This window comes from Jeotgalibacillus haloalkalitolerans, from assembly GCF_034427455.1.
Classification (GTDB): domain Bacteria; phylum Bacillota; class Bacilli; order Bacillales; family Jeotgalibacillaceae; genus Jeotgalibacillus; species Jeotgalibacillus haloalkalitolerans.
Window position 1 is genome coordinate 37,958 of record NZ_JAXQNN010000002.1, and the last position, 16,500, is coordinate 54,457.

Consider the following 16,500-nt stretch of genomic DNA (forward strand, 5'->3'; position numbering starts at 1 on the left):
AAATAGAATGATGAACACTGCAAGGAAGGTCGAACAAAAGCCGTCCATTCAAACCATGCCTAAAAAAGTACTGAGAAAGAGATCTTCTGCATTTACACTTGGTGAAAAAGTAATCGCTGCTGTATTTGCTGCATTTGTATGCTTTGCGAGTCTTCATATTATCACTGCGCAGGCTGAGATCTACAGTACGAATAAAGAAATTCAACAATTGGAATCAGACATTGTGGCCATGGAAAATGTGAATAATGACTTAACCATTCAGGTGAGCCAGATGAGTACATACGAGCGGGTGTGGGAAAAAGCGAAAGAGCTTGGACTCTCACTGAATGATTCAAATGTTAAGGTTGTGCAGCAGCCATGAGGAAATTGAAAAAGAATTGGGGAGCCTACCTGCTGTTTACAGTATTTAGCGCTCTCTTTTTTTTATTAATCACACGGTTCTTGACACTGCAGATTACAGGGGAAGCTGAGGGAAGAGACTTAGCGGCTCAGGCGCAGGCACAGTACGCAAGAAGTCAGATCCTTGAAGCGGAAAGAGGAAAGATTCTTGATCGTAACGGGGAAGTCATCGCTGAGGATACCCAGACATATAAAATTGTAGCGGTTTTAGATGAGAATCTGACAACGAACGAAGAGAATCCCAGACACGTGACAGATCCCGAAAAAACGGCCTCAACACTTGCTGAGTATCTTGATTTAACTGAAGCGGAGATCCTGGATATTTTAACGCAGGAGCGCAAGCAGGTTGAATTCGGTACAGAAGGTAAAGATATTCCACTGGAAGTGAAACAGCAGATAGAAGATGCTGAGCTTCCAGGAATCTTTTTCCTTCAGGACCTGAAAAGATTCTATCCAAACGGCACTTTTGCATCGCATCTGATTGGCTATGCACAGCCGGAAACAACTGAAGACGGAATGGTCAAAACAGTTGGCCAGATGGGGATTGAAAGAAACCTGAACAAATATCTTGAAGGTGAAAATGGAGAACTGTCTTTTGAGACAGATGCTAGAGGATTCCTGCTTCCTGGTGGAGAAGAGGCAATCAAAAAAGCCAAAGACGGTCATGACGTTTATCTCACAATTGATAAAAAAATCCAGACATTTCTTGAGGATGCGTTGAGTCAGGTATCGGATGAGTATAATCCTGAAAAAATGTTTGGTGTGGTCGCAGATGCAAAAACAGGAGAAATCCTGGCCATGAGTCAGCGCCCGACATTTGATCCTGATACGAGGGTCGGGTTGAGTGACAACTGGTATAACCAGATCGTTGAAAGTACCTTTGAGCCGGGTTCGACATTTAAGACATTCTCACTTGCAGCTGCAGTGGAAGAAGGCGTCTTTAATCCAAATGCTACTTATCAATCCGGATCTTATGATGTACTTGGACAGAAAATCAACGACCATAACGTCAGCGGCTGGGGAACAATCAGTTATTTAGAGGGTGTTCAGCGATCTTCAAACACCGCTTTCGCCAAGCTGCTTGAGCAGATGGGTGATGATGTATATAGGAAATACCTAGACGATTTTGGTTTTGGTCAAAAAACTGAAATTGACTTACCTAACGAAGCGCCGGGCACAATATTATATAATTATCCACTTGAAAAAGTTACAACGATTTTTGGGCAGGGCAGTACTGTAACCCCTCTTCAAATGATACAGGCAGAGACTGCTATCGCAGGGGATGGAAAGATGAAAAGACCTTATGTTCTGTCAAAAGTAGTTGATCCAGAAACAGGGGAAGCAGTTTATGAAGGTGAAGCTGAAGTGAGTGGACAACCGATTTCTGCAGATACGGCTGCTAAAGTAAGAGAATATCTTGCTTCGACTGTTACTAGTGAAGTAGGAACTGGTCAGCCTTTCGGTATTCCGGGGTATGAAGTGTCAGGGAAATCCGGCACAGCAGAAATTCCAGATCCACAGACTGGTAAGTATATGACAGGGCGAGACAATTATCTTTTCTCCTTCTTAGGAATGGCACCGGCTGATGATCCTGAACTGATTGTTTACATCGGTATCCAGCAGCCTGATCTGCCTGAGGATGAAATCAGTTCCATCCCGGTTTCGAAAGTATTTAATCCGGTGATGTTAAATAGTTTGAAATACCGTAACATCCAGCCTGCAGAAGCTCCTATGAAAGAAAGTGTACCAGTAGATGACTATACCGGGCAGTCAGCATCTTCTGTAAAAGAAGAGCTTGAAAGTAAAGGACTGACAGTTGAATTGATTGGAAATGGAGAGACCATTCAGCATCAGTCAGCAATCAACGAAGAACTGATTGCCGGTGAAAAGTTCATTTTAGTAACCGATGGGGACTTAACAATTCCTGATTTCACCGGCTGGTCTTACAGGGATGTTGTAAGAGCAGCTGCCGCAGCAGACCTTGAATTAAACGCAACAGGAACCGGTTATGCAGTATCACAAAACCTGACGGCAGATACAGTGATCAGCCCTGACCAGCCCCTGAGCGTGAAGTTTGAAACACCTGTAGAAACACAAACGAGATTAAGTCAGCCGGAAGAAGAAAATGAACTTCCGCAGGACTAACCTTTAAACTAAAAGCCTTTTCTGATAACTAATCAGAAAAGGCTTTTTTGCATATGAATCATATCTCAACATACGATGAAATAGAGATGCATGAGACAGGAGGAGCAGTGTGCAGCATTTTTCAGAAAGGTTGTTGAAAAAAAGGTTAGTCGTTGTCTTTTTATTATTTCTGATCCTGTTGTTTGTTGTAATCGTCAGACTTTTCTACGTCCAGGTTGTATCCCATGAACAGCTTTACGATAAAGCGATCGAAAGCTGGACGAGAGAATTGCCGCTCGAGCCGAAAAGAGGCACGATCTATGACCGTAACGGTAAGCCCATCGTATTAAATGAATCAGCACCAAGTCTGTTTATCATTCCCAAACAAATTGAAGACCGCGATCATACAGCTGCTGAATTAAGTGACATTTTAAAAATGCCGCTAAAAAAGGCAGGGGAGTTTGTATCCAGAAAAGGATCCATTGAGAAGCTGCATCCTGAAGGGAGAAAACTTAGCTACGATCAGGTGCGTGCACTTGAAGGTGCTGCACTGCCTGGCGTATATATTGCGGATGATTATAAGCGTTCTTATCCGCATGGGAGGATGCTGTCACATGTACTCGGCTTTATAGGAGTAGATAATAGAGGGTTATCTGGTCTGGAACTCTTGTATGATCAGCAGCTTTACGGGACACAGGGGGCAGAAGGCTTATTTACGGATGCCAAAGGAAAAGAGATGGAAAAGGCCGGTTCTTATCATAAAGATCCTGCCCATGGAATGGATCTGCATCTGACAATTGATTTGGATGTACAGAATGTGCTTGAAAGAGAGCTGACAAATGCCCAGGAGAAGTATGAGGCTGATCAGATTTTAGCGATTGCAATGAACCCGAAAACAGGTGAAATCCTCGGGATGGCATCAAGACCTGATTTTGACCCTGCCAATTATCAGAAGTTTTCACCCGATATTTATAACAGGGTATTACCGATCTGGAGAACCTATGAACCGGGCTCGACGTTTAAGATTATTACACTTGCAGCTGCACTCGAAGAAGGGCTCGTTGATCTCGAAAATGAAAGCTTTTACGACAGTGGACATGTTGAAGTGGGAGGGGCTCATCTTCACTGCTGGCAGCGGGAGGGGCATGGCAGTCAGACGTTCCTTGAGGTGGTTCAGAATTCATGTAACCCGGGTTTTATCGAGCTTGGTAACAGACTCGGAAAAGACAGACTGCTTTCTTACATTCATGATTTCGGTTTCGGTCAAAAGACCGGGATCGACCTGACGGGAGAAGCGAGCGGTATATTATTCAAGCCTGAAAATATGGGGCCGGTTGAACAGGCGACGACTGCTTTTGGTCAGGGGGTTTCAGTTACACCTATTCAGCAGGCAGCAGCGGTTTCAGCTGTTATCAATGGGGGATCTCTGCCGACTCCGACGATCACAAAAAAATGGACCGATCCAGAAACAGGAGAAACAGTTAAAGAAGTACCGGTAAAAATGAAAAAGAAGGTTATCTCTGAAGATGTTTCAGCTGAAATGAGGGAAGCGCTGGAATCGGTAGTGGCTCAAGGGACAGGGCGTGGCGCATTCGCTGAGGGCTACAGGGTAGGAGGAAAGACTGGTACTGCGCAAAAAGTGGAGAATGGTCAATATATGAAAGACAGCTATATTGTGTCGTTTATCGGTTTTGCGCCAAGTGATGACCCTGAAATCCTTGTCTATCTTGCAGTGGACCACCCGAAAAATACGATTCAATTTGGTGGTGTGGTGGCTGCCCCGATTGTCGGTAATATTATCGAAGAATCATTAAATGTGATGGGTGTGGAAAAAAGGAAAGATCAAATTGAAAAAGAAATCAGATGGACAGATCCGCCTGAAGTAAAAGTACCTGATGTCACAGGGAAAACAAAGAGTGAATTACTGGAGATGCATTTGCCTGTGAAACTCGATATTAAAGGAGAAGGGAAAAAAGTAATCAGGCAGTCACCGGAACCCGGGACAGTCATTTCAGAAGGCGGAACGCTTCGAATATTTATAGGTCAATAGCATTCTTTCGACCTATCAGTTAAGATAGCAATATAAGAAATGTTCGAGGAGTTGGATGTATGAGACTTTCAGAGCTGACAGGCTGCCTGCCCTTTTATGAGATAAAAGGCCCTGAATCAGACCCTGAGATCCTTAAGGTTTGTCATCACCATCAGGATGTGGAACCCGGATCGCTTTTTACAGCAATTAAAGGTGAAAAATCTGATGGCAGGTTTTATATTGATAAAGCGATTGAGAAAGGTGCAGCTGCTGTCCTTTCTGATACTGAATATGACTTGTCGGTCCCGCTGATTATCGTAAGACAGCCGCGCCACGCACTTGCCTATATTGCCAATCACTTTTATGATTATCCGAGCTTTGATTTAAATGTGATTGGCGTAACAGGTACAAATGGCAAAACGACTGTCACACATATGGTTCAGAGTATTTTAGAATCACAGGGGCTGAAAACAGGAATTATTGGCACGCTTTATATGAAGCAGGGTGACCGGGTGATGAAAGCTGAGAATACTACACCTGACAGTCTCCTCCTTCAGCAGACGCTCTCTGATTTCAGGGCAGAAGGCGTTCAGGCTGCCGTCCTTGAAGCATCCTCCCATGGATTAGCCCAGGGCAGAATGTACGGCTGTGATGTCGATATTGCGATTTTTACTAATTTAACGCAGGATCACCTGGATTACCATGAAACAATGGAGCACTATAAATGGTCAAAAACGCTGCTGTTTTCCCAGCTTGGTCATGCACATATGAAAAATTTGCCGAAGTTCGCCGTGTTAAATCATGATGATCCTTTTTCCGGAGAAATTGCAGCAGCAACGTCAGCCCATATCATTACGTATGGTTTAACACCTGAAGCTGATATTTACGCAGAAAACATAATCCAGTATAAGGAATCAACATCATTTACATTATGCACACCTTATGGAAAAGCAGACATTCAATTAAAGCTTGCGGGCTTATTTAACGTGTACAACGCACTGGCAGCAGCTGCTGCCGGGTTTGTAAAAAGAATCCCGATTGAGTTCATTGTAAAAGGGCTGGAAAACCTCACAGGTGTTCCTGGCCGTTTTGAAATTGTAAAACATGACGGATCCTTCACGGTAATTGTTGATTATGCACATACGCCTGACAGCCTCCAGAATATTTTACAGGCCGCAAATAAAATGAATCCCGAGAAGCTGACTGTAATCGTTGGGTGTGGTGGTGACAGGGACCGTGCGAAAAGACCGGTCATGGCAAGGATCGCATGTCAGTTCGCCGATCATGCCATTTTCACTTCAGATAATCCAAGAAGTGAGGACCCGAAGAAAATCCTGAGAGATATGGAAAAGGGCGTTCACGGACAACAATATACATCGATAGAAGACAGGCGGGCTGCAATCAGATATGCAATCAACAATGCGTCAGCAGGTGAAATCATTATTATTGCAGGAAAAGGTCACGAAAAATATCAAATCATCAAAAACGAAAAAATTCCGTTTGACGATAAATCTGTAGCGGAGAGCTTTCTGAATAAGTCTCAGCTTGAAAACGGGGTAGACCTGCCAAATTAAATACACTTTTGTTTTCTCGTCGAATTATTTTTTAACATCATTTCATGCAAGAGCCAGTGGCTTCACAGTTGCTGGCTCTTTTAGTGTTGCATTCAACGTCCTCCACAGGAAAACGGAAATGATTAATCAAGGATTATGTCAGCGTTTGATTCCTTCCTGAAATGTAAATGTAAAAAACTTTCGCGCTACAATCACTGCAATTATGGTAAAATGAGAGATTGTCAGCATACAACATAAAAAGTACAATAAACTGGAACAAATTGTTAGGAGGAAGCAAGATGTCAGTATTCGCTGTAATATTAGCAGCAATATTTGGATTTGGAATTTCCGCAGCTGCAGCTCCGGTATTTATTCCTTATTTAAGAAGATTAAAGTTTGGACAGAGTATCAGGGAAGAGGGACCGGAGTCTCATCAGAAAAAGTCGGGAACGCCTACAATGGGTGGTCTGATTATTCTGAGTGCAATGACACTTGCAACCGTTATTGTCAGTGCCATTTACGGTGTTCTTTCTGTTACGACATTACTATTATTAATGGTTACAATTACTTTTGGTATTCTCGGATTCCTGGATGACTTTATTAAGGTAGCGAAGAAAAGGAACCTCGGATTGACGTCTAAACAGAAGCTACTTGGTCAAATCGTGATTGCCATTATCTTTTATATTATTTTCAGCGCGAATGATTTTTCTTCAATTATTTCGATTCCATTTACATCGATTGAATTGAATCTGGGAATTGTTTATGTCGCGTTCGTGATCTTCTGGTTAGTCGGTTTCTCAAATGCAGTTAATCTGACTGATGGACTTGACGGACTGGTATCAGGAACAGCTGTAATTGCTTTTGGTGCATTTGCGCTGATTGCATGGCAGCAGGAACAGCTTGCCCTGGCGATTTTCTGTATGGCAGCTGTTGGAGCACTGCTTGGATTCCTGCTATTTAATGCGCATCCTGCAAAGGTATTTATGGGAGACACAGGATCCCTTGCTCTTGGTGGGGCGATTGGTACGGTTTCGCTACTTGCGAAGCAGGAAGTACTGCTTTTATTAATCGGGATTGTATTTGTACTTGAAACACTATCTGTCATGATACAGGTAACTTCTTTTAAAACTACAGGAAAAAGAGTGTTCAAAATGAGTCCGCTTCATCACCACTTTGAACTGACTGGCTGGTCAGAGTGGAAAGTTGTCACTGTCTTCTGGACAGTCGGTCTTGCGGCAGGCGTTCTGGGCGTTCTGATAGGAGTGTACGGCTGATGATTGATTATAAAGGTTATCAAAACAAAAAAGTGTTAGTTGTTGGGCTGGCTAAAAGCGGGGTTGCAGCATCATTGCTTCTCCACAGACTTGGTGCTTTCGTTACAGTAAATGACTGGAAGCCTCTATCGGAAAATAAAGATGCCCAGCAGCTGCTAGATCAGGGGATTAAAGTGATTTGCGGAAGTCATCCTGTAGAATTACTTGATGAAGGCTTTGAGCTGATTGTCAAAAATCCCGGCATTCCATATAATAACCCTTTAATTAAAGGGGCGATTGCCAAAGGTCTGCCGGTTCTGACTGAAGTCGAGCTTGCATATCACATCAGTGAAGCAGATATCATTGGTGTAACCGGAACAAACGGTAAAACGACTACAACCACACTGATTCATGAAATGATTACAAAGGATCAAAAGAAATCTTATGCAGCTGGTAATATTGGAACGGTTGCATGTGAAGTCGCTCAGATTGCACAGCCCGGTGAAGCGATGGTTATTGAACTTTCATCCTTTCAGCTGATGGGTATCAGACAATTTGCGCCATCCATTTCGATTATCACCAATATATATGATGCCCACCTGGATTATCATGCTTCCAAAAAGGAATATGTAGATGCTAAAGCTGCTATCACAAGAAATCAGACAGCTGAAGATTATTTGATCGTAAACGCTGATCAGGAGGAATTAATGGCAGCTGTGAAACACAGTAAAGCACAGTTGAACCCATTTTCTACAAAGAGATTTCTTGATAAGGGTATTTCCACTGATGGAGAGAAGATCTTTATGAATGGTGAAGCCATTGTGGCAATGAAGGATATTGTGCTTCCAGGACGACATAACTTGGAGAATATTATGGCAGCGATCGGTGCTGCCAAATTATATGGTGTATCAGATGAAAGCATTAGACAAGTGCTGACCGAGTTCTCAGGCGTAAAACACCGCACACAATTTGTAAGAGAATGGAATAATATTAAGTTCTATAATGATTCAAAAGCGACAAACATTCTTGCGACCCAAAGTGCGCTTGATGCATTTAGTTCGCCTACTATCCTTTTATGTGGCGGGCTTGACCGGGGCAATAGCTTTGATGAGCTTGCTGAATCAATGTCCAATGTGAAAACTGCGGTTGTATTTGGTGAAACAGCAGATAAAATGGCAGATACAGCGAAGCATGCAGGTGTTGAACATATTATAAACGTTAAGGATGTTGAAGAGGCAGTATTTGCGGCGGCTGAGGCTGCACAAAGCGGTGACATTGTATTGCTGTCACCTGCCTGTGCAAGCTGGGATCAGTACCCGACATTTGAAGTGCGTGGAGACATATTTATTGATGCGGTGAATAAGCTGAAGTAAATACGTTGAAGGGACGAATGGGATGGATCGTCTGCTATTTTCTTTCGTACTGATCTGCTCAATATTTGGTGTAATGTTAATTGATAGTGCAAGCAGTGTATGGGCATTAGACCGTTTCGGTGATGCCCATTTTTTTTCGGCCAGACAGGCTATTTACCTGGTGGCAGGTCTTGTTGTGATGCTGGTAGTATCAAGAATTGATTATCTATTCTGGTATAGGCACGCAAAAATGATTTACATAACTACAGTCATTTTACTTGTTATTGTGTTAATTCCAGGTATAGGCCTCGAAAGAAACGGTTCCCAAAGCTGGATTGGCGTCGGACCTCTTTCAGTTCAGCCGGCGGAACTTGCTAAAACAGGAGTATTGATGCTGACCGCGGGACTTATCAGTTCTAATAGAAAAAAACTAACGTTGAAACAGACGTTCTTCCTGATGCTCGTTGTCTTATTTCCATTTGGCATCGTAATGCTGCAGCCTGATTTGGGAACAGGTACTGTACTTGCCGGGAGTGGCTTATCGCTATTGTTTTTAGCTGGTGTCAGTATACGGTTTTTTTTATGTCTGTTCGGCACAGGTGTGGCAGGGTTTGCCGCATTAGTCATTGCTGCGCCATACAGAATGCAGAGAATCTATTCTTTTATAGATCCATGGCAGGATCCGCTCGGAGCAGGCTTTCAAATTATCCAGTCACTTTATGCAGCAGGACCGGGTGGCCTGTTTGGTGCAGGTTTTTTTGAAAGCAGACAGAAACATTTCTATCTTCCGGAGCCTCAGAATGATTTTATTTTTGCGATAGCAGCTGAAGAGCTTGGGCTGGCGGGCAGCATGATGATTGTTTTTCTTTTTTCAGTCGTGATCTGGAGGGGAATTCTGATTGCACTTCATGCACCGGACAGCTTCAGTAAGCTGCTTGCAGGAGGGATTACGATTTCGCTTGGTTTACAGGCGGTGATGAATATATCAGTGGTGATCGGATTAATTCCTGTTACGGGTATTACACTGCCGTTTTTCAGTTATGGAGGCTCATCATTAATGGTTGTGCTGAGTATGAGCGGGATATTATTAAATATCAGCCGTCATGCAAAGTAGCTATTTTACATTTTCATGACGATCAACAAGTTTCTGTATGTTCTAAGCGTTCAATAGTGTAGTATTAAGGTAGATTTATAAAGAGTAATGTGATTGTGGTTTAACCACATGACTGGAGTGAAAAGAATGAAACGCAAGCCGGTTGTCTCGCTTGAAGACAGAGTGCCGCAATTAAGACAGCGCCGGCGTAAAAGAGCGAACAGGCGCTTAGTTGGAGTGGTTTTACTATTCGTTTTCATGATTATTATCGTCCTGTACTTTCAGTCTCCTTACAGTAAGGTACAGAACATTCAAATATCAGGAAATAGTGGGATCTCTGAGGAACTGGCCATTCAATTAAGTGGAATTTCAACCGGAGACCCTTACTGGACTTTAGATATTGAAGAAGCTGAAATCAGACTAAAAGATAATAATATGATTAAAAATGCAGAAATAAAGAGGGATTTACCCTTAAACGTAGAAGTGAGCATTGAAGAATATGACAAGGTGGCACTTAGCAGAGAAGGACAGCAGTATAAAGCTGTATATGAAAACGGCTTTATCAGTGAACCTCAGCCAGTGCAGGATATTAACTTCAGTGCTCCGGTACTGAACGGCTTTCAGCAGGGACAAGTATTAAGTGATCTCGCATCCGCTCTGTCAAACCTTCCGGGAAATGTCTTAAACTCCATTTCTGAAGTGCATTATTCTCCTTCTGAAGTTGATTCCAATAGAATCGTATTGTATATGAACGATGGTTTTGAAGTTCATGCAGTCATTCCCACCCTTGTTGAGAAAATGACGCACTACCCTTCAATTGTGAGTCAGCTTGACCCTGAGGTAAAAGGGGTTATTGATCTTGAAGTAGGGTCCTACTTCAGAGCTTATAATGCCGGCGAAACAGCAAATGGGGATACAGAAGAAGCACTGGAAGAACAGATTGAGGAAGCTGCAGAAGGATTACCTGATAATGATGTTCCAACCATTGAGGAAAACTCAGAAGGGTAAAACTGTTAAAGTATGAATTTGTCAGTAATATCGGTCATTTATTACTTTTCTGAGTATCTTAATTGGTGTAGACTATACCTATTGAGGTTTCAAACATGAAACTTGGAAAAAAAGCTTTTAACAAATAGCAGATAAAATTAAAAATTAACTCATTAAAAATGAATGTGTACAAGGTTTGAAGGAGGTGCCACACGTGAGCAATAACGAGTATTATGTCAGTCTTGACATTGGATCCTCTTCTGTAAAAGTTGTGATTGCAGAATTGGTCCATGATTCAGTAAATATTATAGGGGTCGGAAATGTAGAGTCTGAGGGAATCCGTAAAGGGTCCATTGTAGATATTGATGAAACCGTACAATCTATCCAGAAAGCAGTAGATCAGGCTGAACGGATGACGGGTCTTTCAATACATAATGTAATTGTCGGAATACCAGCTAATCATGTAGCCCTGCAGCCATGCCATGGAGTAGTGGCAGTTTCTAAAGAAGATAAAGAAATCCGCGATGAAGATATTGCGCGCGTACTTGATGCTGCGCAGGTAATGCCGATGTCTCCGGACAGAGAATTAATCAATGTGATTCCACGTCAGTTCATTGTGGACGGTCTGGATGAGATTAAGGATCCACGCGGTATGATCGGTGTAAGATTAGAGCTTGAAGGAACGGTAGTAACCGGATCAAAAACGATGCTGCATAACATTTTACGCTGTGTGGAAAAAGCAGGGCTTGAAGTAGCAGATATCTTCCTGCAGCCGCTTGCAGCAGGCACCATCGCTCTTTCTAAAGACGAGCAGGATCTGGGCACTGCAATTATTGATATCGGTGGAGGATCTACCAGCATCGCCGTATTTGAACATGGTCATCTCATAGCAGCATCTACCGTGCCTGCAGGTGGGGAACATATTACAAAAGACCTTTCAATCGGGCTGAGAACGACCACAGATGATGCAGAGAAGATTAAACGCAAACATGGTCACGCTTTTTATGACTATGCATCTGAAGATGAAGTGTTCAGCGTACCGATTATCGGAAGCGATCAGCATCAGCAATTTAATCAGCTGGAAATCTCTGATATTATTGAAGTTAGAATGGAAGAAATGTTTGAACTTGTATTGAATGAATTAAAAAGGCTTAACATCCACGATTTGCCGGGAGGTTATGTTCTGACTGGCGGATCTGCTGCAATGCCTGGTGTATTGGAGCTTGGCCAGGCAGTTCTTCAAAACCAGGTCCGGGTCGCTGTGCCTGATTATATCGGTGTAAGAGAACCGCAATATACTACAGCAGTAGGATTAATCAAATATGCATATAAACATGCCAAACTGCAGGGACAGGCCGATAAGCAGCCTTCAGCTTCAGAGTTGGATCATCAGGAATATGCTCAGAAAAAGCCAAGAAACAATGAAACAGGGCAAAAGCAGCAAAAGCCAAAGCAGAAAAATGAAGAGGGAAGATTTAAAAAACTGTTTGGATACTTCTTTGAATAGAGGATCCGTAAGACATTTGAATTAGGAGGATTTGCGATGTTAGATTTCGATACGAATGTTGATTCCCTGGCAACCATAAAAGTCATCGGTGTAGGCGGCGGCGGAAATAATGCTGTGAACCGTATGATCGAGCACGGTGTTCAGGGAGTAGAATTTATAGCAGTAAATACAGATGCTCAGGCACTTAATCTTTCAAAAGCAGAGATTAAGATGCAAATCGGCGGTAAGCTTACGCGCGGACTTGGTGCAGGTGCTAATCCTGAAGTTGGTAAAAAAGCAGCTGAAGAAAGCCGTGAACAGATTGAAGAAGCAATTAAAGGCGCAGATATGGTATTCGTCACAGCCGGAATGGGTGGCGGAACAGGAACTGGTGCTGCACCAGTTATTGCTCAGATTGCAAGAGAACTCGGCAGTCTGACTGTCGGAGTCGTTACACGTCCATTCACATTTGAAGGACGCAAGCGTGCAACGCAGGCTGCAGGCGGTATCAGCTCTATGAAGGAAGCAGTGGACACACTGATTGTGATTCCAAATGACAGACTTCTTGAAATCGTAGATAAGAGTACGCCGATGCTTGAAGCGTTCCGCGAAGCGGATAATGTACTACGCCAGGGTGTTCAGGGTATCTCAGACTTGATCGCAGTACCTGGTCTGATCAACCTTGACTTTGCAGATGTTAAAACAATTATGTCAAACAAAGGTTCTGCACTAATGGGAATCGGTATTGCTTCAGGTGAAAACCGTGCATCAGAAGCTGCGAAAAAGGCAATTTCAAGTCCATTACTTGAAACATCAATTGACGGTGCACAAGGCGTCCTGATGAACATTACAGGTGGTACAAACCTAAGCCTTTATGAAGTTCAGGAAGCAGCTGATATCGTTGCAAGTGCTTCTGATCAGGAAGTAAACATGATTTTTGGTTCTGTCATTGACGAGGATCTGAAAGATGAAATTCTTGTTACAGTAATCGCGACTGGCTTTAGTGAAACACTGAATCAGGCAAAGCCTGCACGTCCTCAAATGGGTGGCCAGGTTAGACAGCAGCCTCAACAGCCAAAGCGCGAAAGAGAAAGAGAACCTGTACGTGAACAGCATCACCGTGAACGTGAAGAAGCTCCTCAGGCTGAACAGCGCAATCAGCAGCCTGTAGAGGATACACTTGATATCCCGACATTCCTGCGCAACCGCAACAGACGCAGAGGGTAATGGGCTATTTATATTAAAATCTTTGATAAATCTAATCCTTTGATTTATTAATAAATGTGAAACGAAACGGTTACAAAGCCTGAGACAATTTTGGTCTCAGGCTTTTTTTTGTGGCATGATGGCGTAATTTATCCAACGAATTATTGATTTTAATAGAGAAATTGACAAGTTTCGTTCTCATCTATTTGTAGAATGTGGTTATTGGGAGGACGGGATTGATGACATTGTATATCGAGTATTTACTCCTCGTAAATATTTGTGGGGGACTGCTGGTCATGTTCGCTGTAAGCAAGTGTCTGAGAACCGAAATAAACATCAGGTCAGCATGTATCATTTTATTTCTTTATACGGTGATTGAATGGCTGGCAATGGTCTACATTCCTCAACTGTCAGGTTTTTTAGCAACAGTGTCTATTCTTGTACTCAGTAAATATACTGTCAGGGGACAATTGGTTTTACATGTAGCACTTATATTACTTTTTATTTTTTCAACAGGATCCATGACCCTTTACACAGTTAATTTACTGAATTTTCAGTCTTATTTATGGTGTGTAATGATATTATTTATTCTTTTATCGGGTCAGTTTATTTTATCCGGGAAAGCATCTGAATGGATTAGCTATTCATCTGTACAAGCATCTTTTATTTGTGAGGTTACACTAAAACAGGGTCAATCAAAATGGACGGGTAAAGGATACCTTGACTCAGGTAATGCTCTATCAGCGCCATTTAGCGGAAAACCTGTCATGTTTGCAGATGCCCAGGTAGCATCCCGGTTACTGCCTGCGGAGGTAGTGGCTTATATTAACGGACAGTCAGCGTGTCCTGAACAATGGAAGCAAAGAATATCATTTATCCCGTCCAAATCAGTTCACAAGGATTGTAAAATCCTGCTTGGCATTGAATGTGACAGTGTAGAGGTTGAGTCAGAAGGACAGACATTTATATTTGAGAGAATACCTGTGATTTTCAGTAAAGAGCAGTATTATGTGGAGCAATCCTGTCATTGTCTCCTAAGTCCATTACAAATGCTGAATTGTTATCAAAAATAAGGAGTGCTGAGAATTGAATTTACTGGATGCGAAGAAGAAAGTTCAATTATGGCTCGTTCAGGTTGCCGGGAAATTTAAAGCAAAAGAAATTCATTACATTGGTGGAAGTGAAGCACTCCCGTCTCCACTTGAAAGGCCGGAGGAAGCAAAAGTACTGGCACGGCTGGCCCAGGGAGACGAGCAGGCAAGGTCCTTATTGATCGAGAGAAATTTAAGACTTGTCGTGTATATATCCAGAAAGTTTGAAAATACCGGTATTAACCTTGAAGACCTGATTAGTATTGGTACGATTGGACTTATTAAAGCGATTAATACATTCAATATTGAGAAAAATATTAAACTGGCCACTTATGCCTCAAGATGTATTGAAAATGAGATCCTGATGTATCTGAGGAGAACCAGCAAATTAAGGTCGGAAGTATCATTTGATGAACCGTTAAATACAGACTGGGATGGAAATGAGCTGCTGCTGTCCGATGTGCTCGGTACTGAAAATGACCTGATTGTTAAGGGAATTGAAGAAAAGATGGATAGAGTGCTGTTATACCAGGCGCTAAACATTCTGGATGAAAAAGAATCATTTATTATTGAATCAAGGTTCGGTCTTAATGGCAGAAAAGAACACACTCAAAAAGATGTTGCAGATATGATGGGCATCTCGCAGTCCTACATATCCAGACTTGAAAAACGGATTATTAAAAGGCTGCAGCGTGAGGTAGCAAAATTGGTATAACAGCCATTCTTTTCCTTTAGTGGTTAACCGCATATTTTTTTTCTGCAGGGACATACTGAACGAGAACAATTACTCCCGACTGGAGGAAAATCTCATGTCCCGGAAAGTTGAAATTTGCGGTGTAGATACTTCTTCACTCCCAATTTATAAAAACGAAGAAATGAGACGGTATTTCTCTGCTTTTCAAAATGGAGATCGTGAAGCGAGAGAAAAACTTGTATACGGAAATCTGAGACTTGTGCTGAGTGTCATTCAGCGTTTCAGCCACAGGAGTGAAAATCCTGATGATCTGTTTCAGGTAGGCTGTATTGGTTTGTTAAAATCAATTGACAACTTTGATTTAAGTCAGAATGTACGCTTTTCAACTTATGCTGTGCCGATGATTATCGGAGAAATCAGACGTCATCTCCGAGATAATAACCCGATTAGAGTGTCAAGATCGCTTCGTGACATTGCTTATAAATCTTTAAAAGCCAAAGAAGAACTAATGACTGAAACATCAAAAGAACCGACAATCAGTGAAATAGCCAAACGCGCTGAAATTCCTGAAGAAGACATTGTATTTGCTCTTGACGCGATTCAGGAACCTGTATCATTATTTGAGCCTGTCTATCAGGATGGCGGTGACCCGGTATATGTAATGGATCAGGTAAAAGACACACGTGTCAGCGATGAGCGCTGGATTGAAGAGCTGTCTATCAGAGAGGGTATGCTTGACCTCGAAGAAAGGGAGCGCCTGATCGTAAAAAACAGATTCTTCAATGGAAAGACACAGATGGAAGTCGCTGAAGAAATCGGCATCTCACAGGCACAGGTATCCCGCCTTGAAAAAGGAGCCATCAAACAGATGAATAAGTATTTTTCATGAGAGAAGAATGTAGAATTCTTCTCTTTTTTACATTGCTTCGTAAAACAGGGTTCTTTGCATAGAATAGTGTAAGGAGGAGATACACGATGAGAATTTCTGATCTGCAATCAAAAGATGTTGTTTCAATCACGGATGGTAAAAAGCTTGGGCTGATCGCTGATATCGACCTGAACGTCTATACCGGTATGATTGACTCATTTGTTTTGCAATCCTCAGGGGGCTGGTTCAACCGGGGTGAAGAAGTCAGGATCAAATGGAAAGACGTTGCAAAGATCGGGAATGATGTAATTCTTGTTAAAAATATTGATAAAGCTGACGGGCTAATCAATTAAAGAGATTTTTAC

At 42.4% G+C, this 16,500-nt stretch carries 14 protein-coding genes; all 14 read left to right on the plus strand.

The genetic code is table 11. The features are described 5' to 3' along the window. Positions 1-7 precede the first annotated feature (7 nt). Positions 8-361, plus strand: a complete 354-nt coding sequence (ftsL, locus tag UFB30_RS04935) for a cell division protein FtsL (RefSeq protein ID WP_322420583.1) — start codon at positions 8-10, stop codon at positions 359-361. Next, positions 358-2,544, plus strand: a complete 2,187-nt coding sequence (locus UFB30_RS04940) for a penicillin-binding transpeptidase domain-containing protein (RefSeq protein WP_322420584.1) — start codon at positions 358-360, stop codon at positions 2,542-2,544. Before ftsL ends, UFB30_RS04940 begins: the two co-directional genes overlap by 4 nt. Before the next feature lie 109 nt (positions 2,545-2,653). Further along, positions 2,654-4,573: a stage V sporulation protein D gene (locus UFB30_RS04945; RefSeq protein WP_322420585.1), complete on the plus strand. Its 1,920-nt coding sequence runs from the start codon at positions 2,654-2,656 to the stop codon at positions 4,571-4,573. A gap of 59 nt (positions 4,574-4,632) precedes the next feature. Further along, on the plus strand, positions 4,633-6,126 hold the full coding sequence (locus tag UFB30_RS04950) for a UDP-N-acetylmuramoyl-L-alanyl-D-glutamate--2,6-diaminopimelate ligase (RefSeq protein ID WP_322420586.1): 1,494 nt from the start codon (positions 4,633-4,635) through the stop codon (positions 6,124-6,126). Positions 6,127-6,404: 278 nt separating this feature from the next. Further along, the gene (mraY, locus tag UFB30_RS04955) at positions 6,405-7,379 is read left to right on the plus strand and encodes a phospho-N-acetylmuramoyl-pentapeptide-transferase (RefSeq protein ID WP_322420587.1); all 975 of its coding nucleotides are present in this window, start codon (positions 6,405-6,407) and stop codon (positions 7,377-7,379) included. Next, positions 7,379-8,731 carry a UDP-N-acetylmuramoyl-L-alanine--D-glutamate ligase gene (murD, locus tag UFB30_RS04960; protein WP_322420588.1) on the plus strand — a complete coding sequence of 451 codons (1,353 nt, stop codon included), beginning with the start codon at positions 7,379-7,381 and terminating at the stop codon, positions 8,729-8,731. Before mraY ends, murD begins: the two co-directional genes overlap by 1 nt. 22 nt (positions 8,732-8,753) lie before the next feature. After that, on the plus strand, positions 8,754-9,824 hold the full coding sequence (gene ftsW / locus UFB30_RS04965) for a putative lipid II flippase FtsW (protein WP_322420589.1): 1,071 nt from the start codon (positions 8,754-8,756) through the stop codon (positions 9,822-9,824). Positions 9,825-9,950: 126 nt separating this feature from the next. Next, positions 9,951-10,811, plus strand: a complete 861-nt coding sequence (locus tag UFB30_RS04970; protein WP_322420590.1) for a cell division protein FtsQ/DivIB — start codon at positions 9,951-9,953, stop codon at positions 10,809-10,811. A gap of 193 nt (positions 10,812-11,004) precedes the next feature. Continuing rightward, positions 11,005-12,297 (plus strand): cell division protein FtsA, encoded by a 1,293-nt coding sequence (ftsA, locus tag UFB30_RS04975; protein ID WP_322420591.1) that lies wholly within the window; start codon positions 11,005-11,007, stop codon positions 12,295-12,297. Between the two features lie 36 nt (positions 12,298-12,333). Then, positions 12,334-13,503 carry a cell division protein FtsZ gene (ftsZ, locus tag UFB30_RS04980; protein WP_322420592.1) on the plus strand — a complete coding sequence of 390 codons (1,170 nt, stop codon included), beginning with the start codon at positions 12,334-12,336 and terminating at the stop codon, positions 13,501-13,503. Between the two features lie 218 nt (positions 13,504-13,721). Beyond that, on the plus strand, positions 13,722-14,555 hold the full coding sequence (locus UFB30_RS04985) for a sigma-E processing peptidase SpoIIGA (protein WP_322420593.1): 834 nt from the start codon (positions 13,722-13,724) through the stop codon (positions 14,553-14,555). Positions 14,556-14,577: 22 nt separating this feature from the next. Next, on the plus strand, positions 14,578-15,288 hold the full coding sequence (gene sigE / locus UFB30_RS04990; RefSeq protein WP_322421518.1) for an RNA polymerase sporulation sigma factor SigE: 711 nt from the start codon (positions 14,578-14,580) through the stop codon (positions 15,286-15,288). Between the two features lie 94 nt (positions 15,289-15,382). After that, positions 15,383-16,156 carry an RNA polymerase sporulation sigma factor SigG gene (gene sigG / locus UFB30_RS04995; protein WP_322420594.1) on the plus strand — a complete coding sequence of 258 codons (774 nt, stop codon included), beginning with the start codon at positions 15,383-15,385 and terminating at the stop codon, positions 16,154-16,156. A gap of 86 nt (positions 16,157-16,242) precedes the next feature. Continuing rightward, a complete protein-coding gene (locus UFB30_RS05000; protein ID WP_322420595.1) occupies positions 16,243-16,488 on the plus strand; it encodes a YlmC/YmxH family sporulation protein in 246 nt (81 codons plus the stop codon). The last annotated feature ends 12 nt before the right edge of the window (positions 16,489-16,500 follow it).

Bases quoted from the DNA above. Each gene is read 5' to 3' on its own strand.
- ftsL (WP_322420583.1), top strand. From the start codon at position 8: ATGATGAACACTGCAAGGAAGGTCGAACAAAAGCCGTCCATTCAAACC.
- UFB30_RS04940 (WP_322420584.1), top strand. From the start codon at position 358: ATGAGGAAATTGAAAAAGAATTGGGGAGCCTACCTGCTGTTTACAGTA.
- UFB30_RS04950 (WP_322420586.1), top strand. From the start codon at position 4,633: ATGAGACTTTCAGAGCTGACAGGCTGCCTGCCCTTTTATGAGATAAAA.
- mraY (WP_322420587.1), top strand. From the start codon at position 6,405: ATGTCAGTATTCGCTGTAATATTAGCAGCAATATTTGGATTTGGAATT.
- murD (WP_322420588.1), top strand. From the start codon at position 7,379: ATGATTGATTATAAAGGTTATCAAAACAAAAAAGTGTTAGTTGTTGGG.
- ftsW (WP_322420589.1), top strand. From the start codon at position 8,754: ATGGATCGTCTGCTATTTTCTTTCGTACTGATCTGCTCAATATTTGGT.
- UFB30_RS04970 (WP_322420590.1), top strand. From the start codon at position 9,951: ATGAAACGCAAGCCGGTTGTCTCGCTTGAAGACAGAGTGCCGCAATTA.
- ftsZ (WP_322420592.1), top strand. From the start codon at position 12,334: ATGTTAGATTTCGATACGAATGTTGATTCCCTGGCAACCATAAAAGTC.
- UFB30_RS04985 (WP_322420593.1), top strand. From the start codon at position 13,722: ATGACATTGTATATCGAGTATTTACTCCTCGTAAATATTTGTGGGGGA.
- sigG (WP_322420594.1), top strand. From the start codon at position 15,383: ATGTCCCGGAAAGTTGAAATTTGCGGTGTAGATACTTCTTCACTCCCA.
- UFB30_RS05000 (WP_322420595.1), top strand. From the start codon at position 16,243: ATGAGAATTTCTGATCTGCAATCAAAAGATGTTGTTTCAATCACGGAT.